Here is an 18,386-nt window from a genome sequence, read left to right on the forward strand (position 1 = left end):
ATAAAAGGCTAGTAAAAAATATTCGAATGTGAAGAATTGTGTGAAAATATATGCAGGCTGGAATGGAAATAAAAGTATTAGAAATGTTGTAAAGAGAAGGGATATAACGGAGTTGCTAAAAAGAAAAAACATGCACAAAAAAATGTGCATGTCACATGTAAAATTATTCTGCCTCTGGTGCTCTAACAACAGACTCGAATTTACCTTTATGCGAAGCGTCGCAATAAGGCATATTTTTTGATAAACCACAACGGCATAAAGAAAATGCCGGTTTTGCTGGGAATGCATTCCCTTGTGAGTCGACTAATTCCACGTCCCCTGTAACGCGAAAAGAGCCATTATCATTTACTTTAATTTGTACTTTTGCCAACGTTATCCCTCCTTCCCAAACGCTTAATTTCATCATATAATCAAGGGAAGTGCTTGGCAATATAAAGTGAAACTTTAATTAGTGGGGGAGGCATCCCCCACTAATTATTAGTTGAACCAATCGGGCTTTTAGGGGCAGTTAATCTCCTACCTAACTTCTTTGTTTCAGCCGAATTTTGAGGTGGGAGTTTTACTGCCCGCAAATAGCGGAGAAAAAAGAGCACTTTGTTTGAGAAAGAAGAGAGTGTTATAATAGTTTTCATAACTGACTAGAGTAAGGTGACGAGAGATGGATAAACAATTACATACATTACGAAACATTGCAAATGAGCGCACGTGGGCATCATTTTTGAATGATAATCATCCATATAGTTTGTTACATTGGTCCATTGCAGGTGTAGGGCAAGAGGCAAAGGATGTTTGGTTACTGCAAGATGAAGTAACATTTCAAACGACAGAATTCCCAACGTTAGATGATGCAATGCAATGGATTTCTGAAAATATGGAACAAGTTACAGACGTTTTAGCGCAATAAAAAACAGGCTTATGCAAGCCTGTTTTTTGTTTCTTTCACATATGTGTTTAAAAATTGATCGACGGCTGTTTCGTACTCTTCTTTATTTTCGTTATAAGAGCAAGCGTGTGCACCGTGTTCTGCAATATAAAGCTGCTTATTATTTTCTTTCGCTTCATATAACGCTTTTGTCATATCAGCTAAAATATAGTCGTCATCTTTACTATGAATAAAGAGAACGGGATTGTTAATGTTTTTTATACAGTCGATTGGTGAAACTTCACGAATTGTATAACCGTCACGAACTTTCAAAAATGCGTTTGCTAAAGGTAATAAAGGCCATTTTGGTAAATGGAATTCAACCTTTAAACGGTGCTGTAATTGTCCGTGAAAATCAGAGAAAGGACAATCTGCAATATAGAAATCAGCACCATCTTCTACAAGTCCTGCGTATTGAAGAAGTGTTGCAGCTCCCATAGATTCACCATGAATACCAAGTGTAATATTGGTGCCAAAACGGTTTTTTAGCCAGTCAACTACGGATTTTAAATCATGTTTTTCATAGTATCCATAGCTTGTTGTTTTTCCGCCAGTTTTACCATGACGACGATGATCGTAAATGAGGACGTTATATCCTCTTTTTAAGAATAAGTTTGCATATTTTACAGAGTTTATTTTATTTACAGTTACACCGTGGCAAAAAACCATAAACTTATTGGTGGAATGACCAGCAGGAATGTAATATCCGTGAAGGTCGTATCCAAATTGTGAAGGGATATGAATTTCTTCTTTATGAAGAGCATCAAAATCCTCTATACGAAAATGTTTTTTCGTTTCTCTTTCGAGTACTTCTTCCTCTGTTTTTTTCTTTAAGTACATCACTTTATTTGTAAAGAAAATCCCAAGGGCAGTTATTGCACCTAGTATAGTAAACAGTGCTGCAAAAAAACGTTTCATCCTTTACCTCATCCTCCAAATACCGTTACATGTGATACACTTATATTGTATCACAATGATATAAAAGGGGAGAAATAGGAAATGCTGCATATACAAAAAATTACGCCAGCGATGAAAGAAACAATCCGAATGTTCATGTGTGAGAACTGGGGAAGTTCATTGATGGTTTCACGTGGTAAGGGACATCAGTTAGAAGAGTTGCCAGGATTTGTTGCGCTCTCAGATGACAGAATAATCGGAATTATAACGTATGAAGTGACCAGAAATATGTGCGAAATTGTATCGCTAGATAGCTTTGAAGAAAGAAAAGGAATAGGGACGAAACTTGTGGATTGTGTATTACAAGTTGCAGAAGAAGAACGGTGCAGACAGGTTTGGCTTATTACAACTAATGATAATATGAATGCGTTACGATTTTACCAAAAACGTAATTTTGTAATGACTAATTTATATGTGAATGCGGTAGAGGAGGCACGAAAAATAAAGAAAGAAATTCCACGTATTGGATATGATAATATCCCAATTTTACATGAAATTCAGTTGGAGTATCGTTTAGTGAAATGATGTAACAATTTTCAGAAATATGAGTTATTAATCTTGACGGATAGTTTAATTTAGGTTACCGTAAAATTGTAATCTATTACCATATTAAGGGGTGACGATGTGGCAACTATACGTGATGTTGCAAAATTGGCAGGTGTTTCAGTCGCAACCGTTTCACGAGTTATTAATGAAAAAGGATACGTTCATGAGGACACAGTAAAACAAGTAAAGGAAGCAATTGAAGAATTACGTTATAGGCCAAACAGTGCAGCGAAGCCACTATTTAAAGAGGATTCAACGATAATTGCATTACTTGTAGATAATTTATGTAACCAATCAAACATCACTTTGCTACATTGTATTGAGGAAATAGCATATAAAGAAGGTTATCAAATCATTATTTGTAATATAGAGAATAAAGATAGATACATACATATGCTGAAGCAAAATAACATTGCAGGTGTTATTTTGACAAGAGCAGTTTTTAAAAGTGTAGGAAAAATTCCATTTCCGTTTGTTGTGATCGATGAGCAACAATCACATGGAAATTATTATGAAAGTGGACAGAGAGCTGTTTCTTTATTAAAAGAGAAAGGGTGTCACTTTCTTGCATATTTCGGTGAGGGAGAAGAAAGTGAAGAAATGGAAGATCATATAGCAGGGTTTTTAGACGCTGTTTGGGATGAAGGAATCTCTTATCGAGAAGAATGTGTACAAGGGTATACAAATAAACAATTTATTACATTATTGCAAAACAATCCGTATGTAGATGGAATTGTAGCCTCAAGTGATCAGATTGCTATTGAGTTAATTCGGTCAGCGAGATTTCTAAATATACATATACCAGATAAATTAAAAATTGTTGGACCGAATGGGAGTATAGAGTGTGAATGGATAGGTTCATCACTACCGACAATTGAAAACTATGTCAGAGATAATGGAAAAGTAGCTTTTCAACAATTAAAAGGAAAAATAAAAAAGTAAAAGGTGCGTTTTATACGCACCTTTTTATAATGTAATTGCGGCAATAAAGCCAAATATAAGTAACGGTATATTGTAATGTAGAAAAGTGGGTACACATGTATCCCATATATGATGGTGCTGACCATCAGCATTTAAACCGGATGTTGGTCCAAGGGTACTATCCGATGCTGGAGATCCTGCGTCACCTAGTGCTCCGGCTGTACCGATAATTGCAATTGTGGCCATTGGACTAAATCCAAGCTGAATGCAAAGAGGTACAAAAATGGTTGTTAAGATAGGGATGGTTGAAAAGGATGAACCAATTCCCATCGTAACGAGAAGTCCAATAACGAGCATAAGAAATGCAGCGAGTGGTTTGTTATTTCCGATTATATGTGCACTCGTTTGCACCAGAGATTCAACATGTCCTGTTTTTCGAAGAACAGCGCCGAATCCAGCGGCAGCAATCATAACAAAGCCAATGAAGGACATCATACGCATTCCGCTTGTTAATATCGCATCTGCTTCTTTAAGTGGTAGACTGCCACTAACTGATAAGACGATAATACCTGCTAAAGCACCGAAAATCATTGATTCGGTTGTTAATTGAACAGTTAATGTAGCAATAATAGATAATAACCCGAAAGTAATGCTACGTTTTGTATAGGGAACGATTTCATTTTCGGTAGTATGAATTTGTTCTGTTTCATACGTACGAGGTTTTCGGTACGTAATGAATACCGCTACACATAATCCAATAATCATACCGATTGCTGGAATAGTCATTGCTTTTGGAATAAGTGCGACATCAAATGTAAGACCGCTTTGCGCAGCGTTGGTTTGCAATACGTCATGATAAATTTTTCCGAACCCTGCAGGGATCCACATATAAGGAGTAATCAATCCAAATGTAATAATACATGTGACAAGTCTGCGATCCACTTTCAGCTCAGTTAATACTTTTAAAAGTGCTGGAATTAAGATGGGGATGAAAGCAATGTGAACAGGAATCACATTTTGTGAGAAACAAGCCATCATTAAAATAATGAATAAAATAAGTACCTTAGAATAAACTTGTTTTTTCGTGTCTTGTTCATTGCCAATCCATTTTAATGCAGTTTGAATCATAGCATCTGGAAGTCCTGTTTTGGAAAGGGAAATAGCGAAACCACCAAGCATTGCATAACTTAAAGCGATTGGAGCACTGTTTCCAAGACCAGTTGTAAAAGTGTTAATCGTTTCTGAAATACCGAGTCCGCCGATAAGTCCGCCTGTTAAAGCTCCAACAATGATGGCGACAATGACCTGGACACGTAACAAACTAAGCAATAGCATAATTGCTACTGCGACGAGTACAGCGTTCATAATAAATGTAATCTCCCTAAATTTTTATTCTGTTAAGACAAGTACATATGAAACATTTTGCTATGTTTATACATACTTGCGACATATTATTATAAAATGTTTTCTATGAAATGTAAAAGAGCCTTTTGTGACTAATGCTGAAAAGCTAGCTCTTGTTTAATTGATTGCAAAGAATTGGCGAATAATTCTGGTTCTTCTAGATCAGGAGAATGTGCTGAGTTTGGGAACCAAATCATCTTTTTTATAGGCGCTTCAATAATATCGCAATATTCCTGAACGAGTGCATAAGGAGTTTGATAATCATAGCGACCAGAACAAAAATAAACTGGAATAGATAAACTTGAGATAGAAGAAAAGAAATCGATTGTCAGCATTTCTTCCCATAAAACGCCAGATTTTAAATTTCCTGCGAGAAACTTGAACCAATCTAATAGCGTGTACTCAGGAGAAAAGAAACCTTTTCGTATGAAAGAAAAGGAAGATCCATTTTGGATTGCGCCTCCGAATGTGCCAAGCCACTTTCTTTGAATAATGAGACGTCTCGTATCTAAAAATGGTGGCTTTCCTAATTTTAAAAGGGAAGCTAATGCTTTTTTATGATTATGTTTTTTTGCAGAACGAATTAAATGTTGATATAGCAATTCTTCATTTTGTTTCATATGTACAATTTGCCCAATACCGATGTAAGCCTCAATATACTTTGGATATTGATGTGCTATGTTAAGCCCAATGATACTTCCCCAAGAATGACCAGCGAGAAATAGTTTTTGTTTGTTGAACCTTTTAAGTACATATTGAATCACTTCTTTTGCATCGGAAACGAATTGTTCGATTGTGAAATTTGCTCCGAAATCTTTCATTGAAAAGGATTTACCAGCCCCGCGCTGATCCCAATTAATAACAATAAATTGCTTCTCTAATTCTTTTTGAAAATGGCGAATAAATCCGATTTGTGCCATCCCAGGTCCGCCGTGACAGCATAATAAAATAGGTTGCTCTACGTTTTGTCCACGCATAAGGAGAGTTTGTTTTCGATTATTAATCATAACGCTTTCTATCGTAGCGATACTGTTAGGAATGAGTTGTTTGTTTTCATTATAGAACTGAGGGGTGTAGCTACGAAAAAGCATATTGAAAACCTCCTTTTGTGAAATCGTATGAATCGCACAGGCTATTCATTTTGCATATACTGTTAGAAAATCATTGTAACATACCATACTAGTGTCATTTCAACACGGGAGGAGGGAAATTGTGACGATTGGAGAAATTATAGATGGTTTAAATAGACGTGAACCCATCGCTATTATAGCAAAACGTCTTGAAATAAGCCCGTATACATTATCGAAGAAATTAAGATTGATTGGATACGAATATGATGGAGAGCAGAAGAAACGTATTTTTGTAGGAGATGGAGAAGAACCACGTCACTTACAACTCCAAGAAGCGACCGCCCTTCAATATGAGAAAACAGATTATCAATTGTTAATTTATGAGCAATTACAAAGCATTTATGAATTATTAAGAAAAAGAGAAGAAGTAATTGTACCAATTATGAGTAAAAGTACAGAGAAGAAGAGACGAACCTTTTCTATTAATACAGAAATATTATCACAATTGGACCTTATATCAGAATCGAAAGGAATTCAAAAATCTAAACTTGTAGAAGAGGCGTTGCACCAATTTTTACAGCAATATGAAGTTGACAAAACATCACATTTTGATAACTAAAGAAAAGGATACTATGTTCATTGGAAGAACGAGTATCCTTTTTATGATGTATATTACGTATAAAATAGAGGATCAGTATAAATCCTTTATGGCGTGAAAAATGAAATTTATTATTAGAGAAACACTTAATTTACTTTTTGAATTCTTCCATCAATAACTGGCTGAATTGGTTCTTTTAATTGTTTTACGTAATCGACTAACGCTTCAAAGTCGTTTGGACCAGTTTCTGCATTTTTACCATTTTTAAATGATACGAATCCGTCACCGCCAGAAGCTAAGAAGGCATTTGCAACTACGCTATACATTTTAGATGGAGATAATTCTTCTCCGTTTGTTAAACGTATATTTGTAACTTTTTCACCGTTTGGTTTATTTGCATCCCACGTATATTGAATACCTGAAATTTGAAGCATTCTTGTTGTTCCTTTTTGCCATTGCTGATTTAAAATATCGCGAATGTCTTGACCTGTTAAATCTACTTTAATTAATTGATTTCCAAAAGGTTGAATGCCGTATAACTCACCCCACGTAATATCACCAGCATCTAAGTCATTACGAATGCCACCAGGATTCATGAGGGCGATTTGAGTTTGCATCGTTTGACGCTGAGCATCGGCAACTAAATTTCCAAGAGTGGACTCACCAGCATCATTTTGTTTACGGTCGATAGGTGCTGTAGATTTTCCGACTACTTCATTTACAAGTGGTGCAATTTTTTCTTTATATTGATCTAGTTTTTTCTTTACTTGTTTATCAGGTTCTACACCTTCATGATACGTTGTAACAACTTCAGCTTTTTTCTTTACAATATCCTTTGTTTTACGATCAATTGTTACATCCACGTCTGAGAAAGCCGTTCCGTATGAATTTGCTTGGACAATTAGTTTATTATTTACTGTACCATTTACATACGTATGACTATGTCCACCGAAAATAACATCAACTTCTGGGTCTGTTTCATTTGCAATTCGAGTAAGATCGCCATTTGTTACCCCAGACTCATCGGTTGTTCCACCGACATGAGCAAGAACGACGATAGATTTAACGCCGAGACGTTTTAATTGTTGTGTTGATTTATTAATTGCTTCTACTTCATCAGTAATTTGTACATTGTTAAGCATCGTAGGCATAACGACATTTGGTGTATCAGTTGTAACAACCCCAATGAATCCTACAGGAACACCATCTACCATTTTTACAGTAAACGGTGGTAAAAATAAGCGGCCAGTTGATTTGTTGTAGAAGTTAGCAGCTACATAGGGGAAGTTAGCCCCTTTGAAATTCCCTGTTTTTTCATGATATCCACCGTAAATGAGGCGTTGCATTTCATCAATACCTTCATCAAATTCATGGTTTCCGATTGTACCGACATCAAATTTTAAGTCATTTAAAAATTCAATTGTCGGTTCATCTTGTAATAATGCTGAAACTGGTGGACTAGCTCCGACGATATCACCAGCATGTACGAGAAGTGTATTAGGGTTTTGTTTTTTACGTTCTTTTAAATAAGTAGCTAAGTAATCAGCGCCACCAGCTTCTTTATTATTGATTTTTTTAACAGTATCTAGTTGTCCATGGAAATCATTAATACCAAGCATTTGTACGTCTATGTAGCGGTTTTGTTCAGTTGGATTCTGAGATGGGGGAGCGGCAAATACGCTTGAAAAAGTAATGGTGCTTAAAACAGCAACGGCAGGAATAATTTTTTTCCACATAATATAATTCTCCTTTTTTTATAATCTGACATCATACGACATAATTTTAATAGATTCATAGGATTATAGCTACATAAAAATTTAGTCTTTTCGAAAAATTAACATATTTACAAAAAGTGAATAATAGAGTGAAGACCTTTTTTTATTGTCGATTTCATCGTGTATCTACTATAATGGAGAAAAAAGTAAAAGGTGAGTAGCATGAAGAAAAAGAAACAAAGACAAATACAAAGACAATCACAAGTGAATCAACCGAAGAAAGAAACACTTACATTAGGCGATCAATTAAATGATTCACTCATGCAACAATTAAAGAGTAAGAAGAAAGAGTTGCAAGTGAGGGAAGAGGAAAAAGAGGCAGCTGAACTGGAAAGAAAGCGCCAAGAACAAAAAGAACGTGAAAAGAATAAATCATTTGAAGAACTGCTAAGTGAAAGTAACCTTACTTGGAAAGACTTTAAATAATAAAAAATGATCAGTGGTATTTCACTGATCATTTTTTGACGAGCTTGTAAGAAAAGGGGAGTTAGAATGAGAAAAATTATCGTTGTTCCACATGAAAACCATTGGAGTGAAAAATTTCAAATGGAGGCTGAAAGATTAAAAACAGCGATGCCAGAAACGGTGAAAATTCATCATATTGGAAGTACGTCAGTGCCCGGACTGGCAGCTAAACCTATTATTGATATGATCATGGAAGTAGAAAATATCGAAAGAGTAGATGGGTGGAATGAACGATTTATAGAGCTTGGTTACATCGTAAAAGGGGAAAATGGTATTTCAAGACGCCGATATTTTATTCATGGAACTGAAGAAAAACGTTCGTATCATTTACACGTGTTTGAAAAAGGAAATCCAGAGATTGTAAGGCATTTAGCGTTTCGTGATTATATGATGGCTCATTGTGAAGAAGCAGAGGCATATGCAACCTTAAAGAGAGAATTAGCCGAAAAGTATACATATGATGGCACGTTATATACAGAAGGGAAAAATGAGTTTGTGCGCAATGTGGATGAAAAAGCGAAAGAATGGAGAGAAAATAACTTAAATGAATGAGTTCACGTTATTTTTTAGCTATATAAAAGTGTTATGTAAACTGTACGTATGTTTTGACTTTTGGGATGAATCTTGTTGAAATAAAGTTGTGGCTTATAAAAAATGTAACAATGAAAGGGAGACGACTGTGCATATTCCAACAACTACACTTCATAATGGCGTGAAAATGCCGATGATTGGTCTAGGCGTATATAAAGCGAAAGAAGGAGACGAAGTAAAGCAAGCAGTAAAAACAGCGTTAGAAGTTGGATACCGTTCGATTGATACAGCAACTGTATATGAAAATGAAAGCGGTGTCGGAGAGGCGATACGTGAATCAGGAATTCCAAGAGAAGATATATTTATAACAACAAAAGTATGGAACGACGATCAAGGATATGAGGAGACACTCGAGGCGTTTGAAAAGAGTTTGAAAAAATTACAAATGGACTATGTAGATTTATATTTAATACATTGGCCGGTAAGAGGGAAGTATGTTGATACGTACCGAGCTTTGGAGAAATTGTATGAAGAAGGTAAAGTGCGCGCGATTGGTGTTTCTAACTTTCATAAACATCATTTAGAACTATTATTACCAAATTGCAAAGTGAAGCCGATGGTAAACCAAGTGGAACTTCATCCGATGTTGACGCAATTTGAGTTGCGCAATTATTGTCAAGATGAGCAAATTCAAATGGAAGCATGGAGTCCGTTAATGAGGGGCGGAGAAGTATTCCAGCATCCAATCATTCAGGCTATTGCTAACAAATATGAAAAAACACCTGCACAAGTTATATTAAGGTGGGATATTCAAAGCGGAATTGTTACAATTCCTAAATCTGTTACACCATCTCGTATTGAAGAAAACTTTACTATTTTTGATTTTGCACTAACTGAAGAAGAGATACGTCAAATTAACACGTTGAATCGTGATTTACATGTAGGAACGAATCCTGATAAATATGATACGTTATAAAAAAGACTGTCTCCTAATACTGGAGACAGTCTTCTGTTTATCGGTAATTCGATATTTTTAACGATGCAAAGCATATGTGTCATATTTAACAATCTTTTGAAGTTGTATATATTCTTCTTTCGTTAAAGGTAACTGTTGGCTAGCTCGTATATTTTCCTGTAATTGTTGAAGCGAGCTTGCACCAGGTATAACAGCTGCAACAGTCTTATTATGTAAGCAATATTGAATAGCTGTTCCTGTTAAAGAGCGTTCTCCAATCGTTTCTTTTACACTCGCTAGAGTTGTATGTAATTCATCGTAAGAATAAGAGAGATAATCCTTGTCCTTTACTCTTTCTATTTTTATTGCATTGTTGTCAGTTAAAATTCCTTTTGCAAGTGGCCCGCGGGCAATGACGCTAATTTGGTGTTCATTCAGAAGGGGAAACCATTCTTCTGGACGACGATTTAAAAGGCTATATTCCATTAGTACACTAACGATGTTTGAGCGTTTTGCATACTCACGAACGACATTTGGGCGTATAGAAGAAATACCATAATGGCGAATAATACCTTCCTTTTTCAATTCTTCAAAAGCTTCAATTGTTTCATCTATTGGATCTTCAATCGTTCCCCCATGAAGTTGGTAAAGATCAATATAATCAGTTTGAAGTCTACGTAAACTTTCCTTTACTTCAGTTTTTATGTAAGCTTTAGAAGGATCCCAAGACCAGCCATTTTTTTCTTCTGTCCAACGATTTCCAACTTTCGTTGTAAGAACAATTTGGTCTCTTCTTCCCTTCAAGGCTTTTCCAACAAATTCTTCATTTAATCCGTAATCATATAAATCTGCTGTATCAAAAAAATTAATTCCTAAATCGATTGCTTCATCGATAATATGCATAGCTTCTGTTTCAGATGTACCGAGAGACATACAGCCAAGGCCCATTTCTGTAACAAACAAATCTGAGTTTCCTAATTGACGTTTTTTCATAGGTCAACCTCCTTACCTTTATTGTACGAGAGGGAAAAGAGGTTGACAAACGTTTACTTTCCGTTTCGCATTAACTGCCCGTAAAAGCATGATTAATGTTTCACTTTATTTGCTGTAATCCACTCTTGTACAGTTGTATACTCTTTGCTATATTGCTTTAGCTTATGGCGAATTTGCCATGCTTTTCCGACTAAAGTGACGCGATTTGGTAAAATATAAACTTTCATTTCTATCACGCTCCTTTCAATGTGGTAAAATGTATGAGGAAAGAATAGGAAATAGAACAGGGAGATGAAGTAGTATGAGTAATCTTGCAGAGAGAACAGTAAAAACTGAGCCGATTTTTGATGGTAGAGTTATAAAAGTTCGTGTTGATGATGTAGTATTACCAAATGGAGCAATGAGTAAACGTGAAATTGTAAATCACCCTGGTGCAGTTGCTATTATTGCTATTACTGATGAGGGGAAAATTGTGCTTGTTGAGCAGTATCGTAAAGCACTTGAAAAGGCGATTATAGAAATTCCGGCTGGCAAGTTAGAACCTGGTGAAAAACCTGAGGTAACAGCAGTTCGTGAATTAGAAGAGGAAACAGGATATGTATGTGAAAATATGGAGCTCATTACTTCTTTCTATACATCTCCAGGATTCGCAGATGAAATTTTATATGTATATAAAGCGACAGGTTTGACAAAAAAAGAAAATAAAGCTGAGTTAGATGAAGATGAGTTTGTGGAATTAATGGAAGTATCGTTAGAAGAAGCGATTACTCTTATGAAAGATCTTCGTATTCATGATGCGAAGACGATGTTTGCAGTACAATATTTACAACTACAAAAATAAACACTCGCCAAAGGCGAGTGTTTTTTAATTGATTTTTGCATATACACGTGCATCACGTAAGCTACCATCTGGTGCTAGGAAATCATTTTCCATTGTACCTTCTAGAATGAATTCTAGACGTTCTGCTAAGCTACATGCATTTATATTTGTTGCATCAGTACGAATTTCAATTCTTCTAGCGCCTAGTTTATCAAAGGCGAACTGAATTGCACCTTTAACAGCTTCGGTCATATAGCCTTGTTTTGTATAGGCACTATGTAGCCAGAAGTGAAGTGAAAACTTTGGAATATCCCAGTTTTCAGGCTTTAGTGTAATTGCTCCGATGAATGTACCAGATACTTTATCGTATAAGTGAAAATCAAGTGTTTCACGAAGTAAAAACTGTCCGTGAGCTTCGCGAACAATTTCTTCAGCACTCTCTTCTGTTTCAGCGTTAATTGGTATCCACGGTACTAAGTCTTCTAGAGAAGCTTGGATTGCTTCATATACTTCTGCACCATCACCTGGAAATGGTTTACGAACTTGCAAGCGTTCAGTTTGAAATAATGTTGGAAAATCTAATAATAATGGTTTCAAGAGAAATCCCTCCTATTCTCTACTTTTTAGTTTAGCAAAGTAGAGCGGAATTTCAATGTTAATTCGTCATACTTTTTTCTTTCTTTCATACATTTTTAATAAGAGTGTGAACGGAGGGAAGAAAAATGTGGCGAAAAAATTGGCAAGACCGTGTAATGTCTCACATACAGGAAAACTCTTCATTATATATATTTAACGCCGTTTTATTATTGATGGGAGTAATATTCGGAGCTATTCTGGTGAATAGTTTACAAATCAATCAAAAACAAGATTTATCATTTTACTTACAACGTTTTTTTGGACAAGTCTCTAAAGGAGAATTTGCCATTGCGGGCGAAATGTTTCGAGAAAGTTACTTTTCGCAATTAAAATACATCGGATTTATTTGGATTTTAGGGATTTCAATTATTGGATTACCACTTATTTTTATTTTATTATTTGTAAAAGGAGTTGTCGTTGGATTTACAGTTGGTTTTTTAGTAAGTCAGCATGGATGGAATGGACTATTATTAGCATTTGTATCTGTTTTGCCACAAAATTTAATTATCATTCCAGTCTTTCTCGTTATGACAACTATTGCTGCAAGTTTTTCTTTACGGATGATTAGGCATCAATTTATTAGAAAAATAACCGAGCCACTATTACCATTATTAATCCGTTATACATGCTTCTTTCTCGTAATTGGAGTGGTGTTAGCACTTGCTTCTAGTGTGGAGGCTTACGCATCACCAGTTTTAATGAAAGAAGTCGTTGAGGCTATTAATAAAAAATAAATACTTTTTGAGAATAATTATCAATTTGTTTTTATTGTTTTTTTCTTTTGACAGAAGCCCTTCTTCTGATATAATGGTGTAAGAGTGGCGAGGAGGGAGTAGTACCGAATGGAAGAAAGAATTGAACGAATTAAGAAGCAATTACATGCAGCGAGCTACAAATTAACACCGCAACGTGAAGCAACAGTTCGTGTGCTGCTAGAAAATGAAGAAGATCATTTAAGCGCAGAAGATGTTTACCTCCTTGTAAAAGAAAAGTCGCCAGAGATCGGATTAGCAACCGTCTATCGAACTTTAGAACTATTATCTGAGTTAAAAGTTGTCGATAAGATTAACTTCGGAGACGGTGTTTCACGCTATGACTTACGCCAAGAAGGTGCGCAGCGTTTCCACCATCATTTGATTTGTACACAATGTGGTGCTGTACAAGAAATACAAGAAGATTTACTTGGTGAAGTGGAAAGGAAAGTAGAACGAGACTGGAGCTTTAAGGTGAAAGATCATCGTTTAACATTCCATGGGATTTGTAAAAATTGTCAAGAAAATGAAACGGATGAAAAATAACCTTTTCCTATTTATCTAGGAAGAGGTTTTTTATTTGAATAAGGTATAAATTGGTGAAAGCTTGGCATATGTTGTAATAACTTATATTTTGGAGGAATTTACAATGCGCCGAGCTTTAAAATTAACTTTTGATGGAATAAAAGTATTTTTATTATTTACAAGTTGTACGATTTTGTTTTATTTCGCTATACTATGGATAAATGAAGAATATGAAAGCTATCATCGTTATGAAAAACCTAAAGAAGAGACTGTAGAAAAAGTATCAGGGAATGAAGAACCGGCAAAGGATGCTTTCGTAAATAGAATGATGTTTTTCTATGAAAATGGGGAGTAGTGTAGAGTGGAAGATCAATTAAAAGATTTTATTCATTATATGGTTGTCGAAAAAGGATTAGCAAAGAATACAGTAGTATCTTATGAACGGGATTTAAAAAGCTACGTAAAGTATTTGCAAAATGTGGAACAGACGAAAACTTTTCATGAAGTGACCCGTTTACATATTGTTAATTTTTTGCAGTATTTAAAAGAGAACGGAAAATCTTCGAAAACATTGGCGCGTCATATCGCATCAATTCGTTCGTTCCACCAATTTTTACTTCGTGAACGAGCGGTAGAACACGACCCATCCGTACATATTGAAACGCCACAAGGGGAACGGAAATTACCAAAAGTATTATCAGTTGATGAAGTAGAGGCGTTACTTCAAACACCAAAAATGACAAGTGCTTTTGGGATTCGTGATAAGGCGATGCTAGAGTTACTGTATGCGACAGGACTTCGTGTTTCAGAATTGATTGCACTCAATTTAGAAGATGTACATTTAACGATGGGATTTGTTCGTTGCATAGGGAAAGGGAATAAAGAAAGAATTATTCCACTAGGAAGTTTAGCAACGGAAGCGATTCAAAAGTATATTGAAAAAGGAAGAAGAGAATTAATGGGGAAAAAAGTAGTAGATGCACTCTTTTTAAACCATCATGGTAATCGTTTATCAAGACAAGGATTTTGGAAAATATTAAAACGATTAGCGAAAGAAGCAAATATTGAAAAAGAGCTTACACCTCATACGTTGCGTCACTCGTTTGCTACGCACTTATTAGAAAATGGAGCAGATTTACGTGCTGTACAAGAAATGCTTGGACATGCAGATATTTCAACGACTCAAATCTATACGCACGTTTCAAAAACTAGATTAAAAGATGTATATAAACAGTTTCATCCGAGAGCATAGTTACTATGCTCTTTTTTCATAGATTAAGAGGGGAAGACCGCTTCACAGAAACTTCACAAACATTTCGTATATTGTTTTCAGCAGAAGACTGGAATATTACAATGTATTTCCTCTATACTAAATAGAGTATAAAGGAGGAAATGATGATGAAAAAACTGATTATAACTTTATTTATCGCGATGCTAGCGTTGGCTGGCTGTAATACAAACAAAGAAGAACCGAAAAAAGAAAAGAAACTTGAAAGTGTAAACGTAGCAATTCAAACGAATCCGAAAGAAATTAAACCTGGTGAAAAAACAGAAGTACAAGCACTTGTTACACAAGGAAAAGAAAGAGTAACCGATGCCGATGATGTAAAGTTTGAAATTTGGAAAGATGGCGACGAGAAGCACGAGATGTTAGATGGTAAGCATAAAGGAAAAGGTGTTTATGCAGTAGAGAAAACATTTGAAACTGACGGAGTATATCATATTATTCCTCATACAAATGCACGTGATATGCACGTTATGCCAGAACATAAAGTTGCTGTAGGAAATGCGAAAGTAGAAGATGCGAAAAAAGAAAATAGTGACCACAGTGCAGGGCATGGAGATCATAAAAGTGACACAATGATCCATCTTATGGCTGGAGACATAAAGGCAAATGCTGAATCTACAATGAAAGTTCATTTAAAGCAAAAAGAAGAAGCATTAACTGGTGCTGAAGTACAACTAGAGATTTGGAAAGATGGTGTTGAAAAACACGAATTTATTCCAGCGAAAGAAGGGAATAAAGGAGAGTATGAAACGAAACATACTTTCAAAGAGAACGGTGCTTACAAAGTGAAAGTACATGTAAGAAAAGGCGAATTGCATGAACATAAAGAAGAAACAATAGAAGTAAAATAAAAAGTAGCTCTTTAGAGCTACTTTTTATTTTTAATATGAAGAAATAAATCATAAAAAAATTAGCACTTCGTTGCAGAATGGATTACAATAGAAGTGTGAAGAAAATGAGAAATTCTACGAAAATGTATTAAAAAGAAAGCGTAAACATGTTATGATATCAGTATCAGATGTCTGACATCTGACTTAGAAAAAACTAGAAATGTTTTTGAATCGTTTCAAGTAAACGAAATAGGTTAGAAAATGATTTAAAGAAGTACTGTTTGACAATGAGAATTCTTTTGGATAACAGTTTCACTTTATAGCGTTTTGAACATACTACAAGAAGTAGAACTGAACTTATAGGAGGTCGCAGTTATGAATAAATATAAACGTATATTCCTAGTCGTAATGGACTCTGTGGGAATCGGTGAAGCACCAGATGCTGAGCAATTTGGTGATTTAGGATCTGACACAATTGGTCACATTGCTGAACATATGAATGGGTTACAAATGCCTAACATGGTGAAATTAGGTCTTGGTAACATTCGAGAAATGAAAGGTATCTCTAAAGTAGAGAAACCACTTGGATATTACACAAAAATGCAAGAGAAATCTACTGGTAAAGATACAATGACAGGTCACTGGGAAATCATGGGCCTTTACATTGATACACCATTCCAAGTGTTCCCGGAAGGATTCCCGAAAGAATTACTTGATGAATTAGAAGAAAAAACAGGCCGTAAAATTATCGGTAATAAGCCAGCTTCAGGAACTGAGATTCTTGATGAACTTGGTCAAGAGCAAATGGAAACAGGCTCTTTAATCGTTTATACTTCTGCTGATAGCGTATTGCAAATTGCAGCACACGAAGAAGTAGTGCCACTTGATGAGTTATATAAAATCTGTAAAATTGCACGTGAATTAACATTAGATGAGAAATACATGGTAGGTCGTGTTATTGCTCGTCCATTCGTTGGTGAACCTGGAAACTTTACACGTACACCAAACCGTCATGACTATGCACTAAAACCATTCGGCCGTACAGTAATGAATGAATTAAAAGATAGTGACTACGATGTAATTGCTATCGGTAAAATCTCTGATATTTATGATGGCGAAGGGGTAACGGAATCACTTCGTACGAAGTCTAACATGGATGGAATGGATAAGCTTGTAGATACATTAAATATGGACTTTACAGGTCTTAGCTTCTTAAACTTAGTTGACTTTGATGCATTATTCGGCCACCGCCGTGATCCACAAGGATACGGAGAAGCTCTGCAAGAATATGATGCACGTCTTCCAGAAGTATTCGCAAAACTAAAAGAAGATGATTTATTATTAATTACAGCAGACCACGGTAATGATCCAATTCACCCTGGTACTGACCATACGCGTGAATATGTACCATTATTAGCATATAGCCCAAGCATGAAAGAAGGCGGACAAGAGTTACCACTTCGTCAAACATTTGCTGATATTGGTGCAACAGTAGCAGAAAACTTCGGTGTGAAAATGCCAGAATACGGAACAAGCTTCTTAAACGAGCTAAAGAAATAGGGGGATAAACAAATGAATCGTGAACTTATTACAAAATCAGCTTCATACTTAAAAGAGAAATTTCAAGAGACACCACAAGTAGGACTAATCCTTGGATCAGGACTAGGTGTATTAGCAGACGAAATTGAGAACGCAGTAACAGTACCTTACAGTGAAATCCCTGAATTCCCAGTATCAACTGTAGAAGGCCATGCAGGTCAACTAGTATTTGGTACACTTCAAGGTGTAACAGTAGTAGCAATGCAAGGACGTTTCCACTTCTATGAAGGATACGACATGCAAAAAGTAACATTCCCAGTTCGTGTTATGAAAGAACTAGGTGTAGAAACGGTTGTTGTAACAAACGCAGCTGGTGGTGTAAATACATCATTTGAGCCAGGCGATCTTATGTTAATTTCAGACCACATTAACTTCATGGGTACGAATCCATTAATCGGACCAAATGATTCTGAAATGGGCGTACGTTTCCCTGATATGTCTACGTCATATACGGTAGAACTTCGCGAAATGGCGAAACAAGTTGCAGCAGACTTAAATATTAAAGTACAAGAAGGTGTATACGTAGGAATGACAGGTCCTGTATATGAAACACCTGCTGAAATTCGTATGCTTCGTACACTTGGCGGAGATGCAGTTGGTATGTCAACAGTACCTGAAGTAATTGTAGCGCGTCATGCTGGTATGAAAGTGTTAGGTATTTCTTGTATTTCAAATATGGCAGCTGGTATTTTAGATCAACCACTTCACCACGATGAAGTAATTGAAACGACAGAACGTGTTAAAGCTAACTTCTTAGCATTAGTAAAAGCAATCGTAAAACAAATGAAGGGGTGACTTC

Annotated in this window: 23 protein-coding genes; 15 read left to right on the forward strand and 8 right to left on the reverse strand. The window is 35.7% G+C overall.

What is annotated here, in order from left to right; translation table 11 throughout:
- Positions 1-163 precede the first annotated feature (163 nt).
- Entirely contained in the window at positions 164-370 is a 207-nt protein-coding gene (locus B9A45_RS08830; protein WP_001151579.1) for a CDGSH iron-sulfur domain-containing protein, read from the reverse strand.
- A gap of 288 nt (positions 371-658) precedes the next feature.
- On the opposite strand from B9A45_RS08830, the gene B9A45_RS08835 reads away from it, so the two are divergent.
- A complete protein-coding gene (locus tag B9A45_RS08835) occupies positions 659-904 on the forward strand; it encodes a DUF2552 family protein (RefSeq protein WP_000360793.1) in 246 nt (81 codons plus the stop codon).
- 9 nt (positions 905-913) lie between these two features.
- Here the strand turns inward: B9A45_RS08835 and B9A45_RS08840 are convergent, their stop codons facing one another.
- Positions 914-1,840 (reverse strand): alpha/beta hydrolase, encoded by a 927-nt coding sequence (locus B9A45_RS08840; protein ID WP_084063990.1) that lies wholly within the window; start codon positions 1,838-1,840, stop codon positions 914-916.
- 81 nt (positions 1,841-1,921) lie between these two features.
- Here B9A45_RS08840 and B9A45_RS08845 point away from each other — a divergent pair, with 81 nt between their 5' ends.
- On the forward strand, positions 1,922-2,404 hold the full coding sequence (locus tag B9A45_RS08845) for a GNAT family N-acetyltransferase (protein ID WP_000902438.1): 483 nt from the start codon (positions 1,922-1,924) through the stop codon (positions 2,402-2,404).
- Positions 2,405-2,503: 99 nt separating this feature from the next.
- Positions 2,504-3,367, forward strand: coding sequence for a LacI family DNA-binding transcriptional regulator (locus B9A45_RS08850; RefSeq protein WP_048567765.1), 864 nt, complete (start codon positions 2,504-2,506; stop codon positions 3,365-3,367).
- 24 nt (positions 3,368-3,391) lie between these two features.
- On the opposite strand, the gene B9A45_RS08855 is transcribed toward B9A45_RS08850, so the two are convergent.
- Positions 3,392-4,711, reverse strand: coding sequence for a Na+/H+ antiporter family protein (locus B9A45_RS08855; RefSeq protein WP_000994819.1), 1,320 nt, complete (start codon positions 4,709-4,711; stop codon positions 3,392-3,394).
- Between the two features lie 131 nt (positions 4,712-4,842).
- Positions 4,843-5,841 (reverse strand): alpha/beta fold hydrolase, encoded by a 999-nt coding sequence (locus B9A45_RS08860; protein ID WP_000898975.1) that lies wholly within the window; start codon positions 5,839-5,841, stop codon positions 4,843-4,845.
- A gap of 121 nt (positions 5,842-5,962) precedes the next feature.
- Here B9A45_RS08860 and B9A45_RS08865 point away from each other — a divergent pair, with 121 nt between their 5' ends.
- On the forward strand, positions 5,963-6,439 hold the full coding sequence (locus B9A45_RS08865; RefSeq protein ID WP_000151926.1) for a ribbon-helix-helix domain-containing protein: 477 nt from the start codon (positions 5,963-5,965) through the stop codon (positions 6,437-6,439).
- Positions 6,440-6,564: 125 nt separating this feature from the next.
- Here B9A45_RS08865 and B9A45_RS08870 read toward each other — a convergent pair whose 3' ends face one another.
- On the reverse strand, positions 6,565-8,154 hold the full coding sequence (locus tag B9A45_RS08870; protein WP_000265560.1) for a bifunctional metallophosphatase/5'-nucleotidase: 1,590 nt from the start codon (positions 8,152-8,154) through the stop codon (positions 6,565-6,567).
- A gap of 201 nt (positions 8,155-8,355) precedes the next feature.
- Here B9A45_RS08870 and B9A45_RS08875 point away from each other — a divergent pair, with 201 nt between their 5' ends.
- The 3 genes from B9A45_RS08875 to B9A45_RS08885 all read left to right on the forward strand — a co-directional run bounded on the left by B9A45_RS08875 (position 8,356) and on the right by B9A45_RS08885 (position 10,165).
- Entirely contained in the window at positions 8,356-8,619 is a 264-nt protein-coding gene (locus B9A45_RS08875; RefSeq protein ID WP_000727548.1) for a YqkE family protein, read from the forward strand.
- A gap of 66 nt (positions 8,620-8,685) precedes the next feature.
- The gene (locus B9A45_RS08880; RefSeq protein ID WP_001226445.1) at positions 8,686-9,210 is read left to right on the forward strand and encodes a GrpB family protein; all 525 of its coding nucleotides are present in this window, start codon (positions 8,686-8,688) and stop codon (positions 9,208-9,210) included.
- A gap of 127 nt (positions 9,211-9,337) precedes the next feature.
- Positions 9,338-10,165 carry an aldo/keto reductase gene (locus B9A45_RS08885; RefSeq protein WP_000547991.1) on the forward strand — a complete coding sequence of 276 codons (828 nt, stop codon included), beginning with the start codon at positions 9,338-9,340 and terminating at the stop codon, positions 10,163-10,165.
- Between the two features lie 57 nt (positions 10,166-10,222).
- Here B9A45_RS08885 and B9A45_RS08890 read toward each other — a convergent pair whose 3' ends face one another.
- A complete protein-coding gene (locus B9A45_RS08890; protein WP_058840135.1) occupies positions 10,223-11,137 on the reverse strand; it encodes an aldo/keto reductase in 915 nt (304 codons plus the stop codon).
- 92 nt (positions 11,138-11,229) lie between these two features.
- A complete protein-coding gene (mciZ, locus tag B9A45_RS08895) occupies positions 11,230-11,364 on the reverse strand; it encodes a Z-ring formation inhibitor MciZ (protein ID WP_000870302.1) in 135 nt (44 codons plus the stop codon).
- 74 nt (positions 11,365-11,438) lie between these two features.
- Between mciZ and B9A45_RS08900 the strand changes: the two genes are divergently transcribed.
- Complete coding sequence (locus B9A45_RS08900; protein WP_000067041.1) at positions 11,439-11,978, forward strand: NUDIX hydrolase; 540 nt, start codon at positions 11,439-11,441, stop codon at positions 11,976-11,978.
- A gap of 24 nt (positions 11,979-12,002) precedes the next feature.
- Here B9A45_RS08900 and B9A45_RS08905 read toward each other — a convergent pair whose 3' ends face one another.
- Positions 12,003-12,554: a GNAT family N-acetyltransferase gene (locus tag B9A45_RS08905; protein WP_000803479.1), complete on the reverse strand. Its 552-nt coding sequence runs from the start codon at positions 12,552-12,554 to the stop codon at positions 12,003-12,005.
- Positions 12,555-12,709: 155 nt separating this feature from the next.
- Between B9A45_RS08905 and spoIIM the strand changes: the two genes are divergently transcribed.
- The 7 genes from spoIIM to B9A45_RS08940 all read left to right on the forward strand — a co-directional run bounded on the left by spoIIM (position 12,710) and on the right by B9A45_RS08940 (position 18,382).
- Positions 12,710-13,327: a stage II sporulation protein M gene (gene spoIIM, locus B9A45_RS08910; RefSeq protein ID WP_013142149.1), complete on the forward strand. Its 618-nt coding sequence runs from the start codon at positions 12,710-12,712 to the stop codon at positions 13,325-13,327.
- 108 nt (positions 13,328-13,435) lie between these two features.
- Positions 13,436-13,891 carry a ferric iron uptake transcriptional regulator gene (locus tag B9A45_RS08915; RefSeq protein WP_000392657.1) on the forward strand — a complete coding sequence of 152 codons (456 nt, stop codon included), beginning with the start codon at positions 13,436-13,438 and terminating at the stop codon, positions 13,889-13,891.
- A 103-nt stretch (positions 13,892-13,994) separates the two neighbouring features.
- Positions 13,995-14,225: a YqzK family protein gene (locus tag B9A45_RS08920; RefSeq protein ID WP_001250432.1), complete on the forward strand. Its 231-nt coding sequence runs from the start codon at positions 13,995-13,997 to the stop codon at positions 14,223-14,225.
- A gap of 6 nt (positions 14,226-14,231) precedes the next feature.
- On the forward strand, positions 14,232-15,122 hold the full coding sequence (xerD, locus tag B9A45_RS08925; protein ID WP_000390088.1) for a site-specific tyrosine recombinase XerD: 891 nt from the start codon (positions 14,232-14,234) through the stop codon (positions 15,120-15,122).
- Positions 15,123-15,265: 143 nt separating this feature from the next.
- Complete coding sequence (locus tag B9A45_RS08930; protein ID WP_002101286.1) at positions 15,266-16,009, forward strand: FixH family protein; 744 nt, start codon at positions 15,266-15,268, stop codon at positions 16,007-16,009.
- 354 nt (positions 16,010-16,363) lie between these two features.
- Positions 16,364-17,548 (forward strand): phosphopentomutase, encoded by a 1,185-nt coding sequence (gene deoB / locus B9A45_RS08935; RefSeq protein ID WP_001046079.1) that lies wholly within the window; start codon positions 16,364-16,366, stop codon positions 17,546-17,548.
- A gap of 12 nt (positions 17,549-17,560) precedes the next feature.
- Positions 17,561-18,382, forward strand: a complete 822-nt coding sequence (locus B9A45_RS08940) for a purine-nucleoside phosphorylase (protein ID WP_001078446.1) — start codon at positions 17,561-17,563, stop codon at positions 18,380-18,382.
- The last annotated feature ends 4 nt before the right edge of the window (positions 18,383-18,386 follow it).

It is taken from the genome of Bacillus sp. JKS001846 (assembly GCF_900176455.1).
GTDB classification, from domain to species: Bacteria; Bacillota; Bacilli; order Bacillales; family Bacillaceae_G; genus Bacillus_A; species Bacillus_A cereus.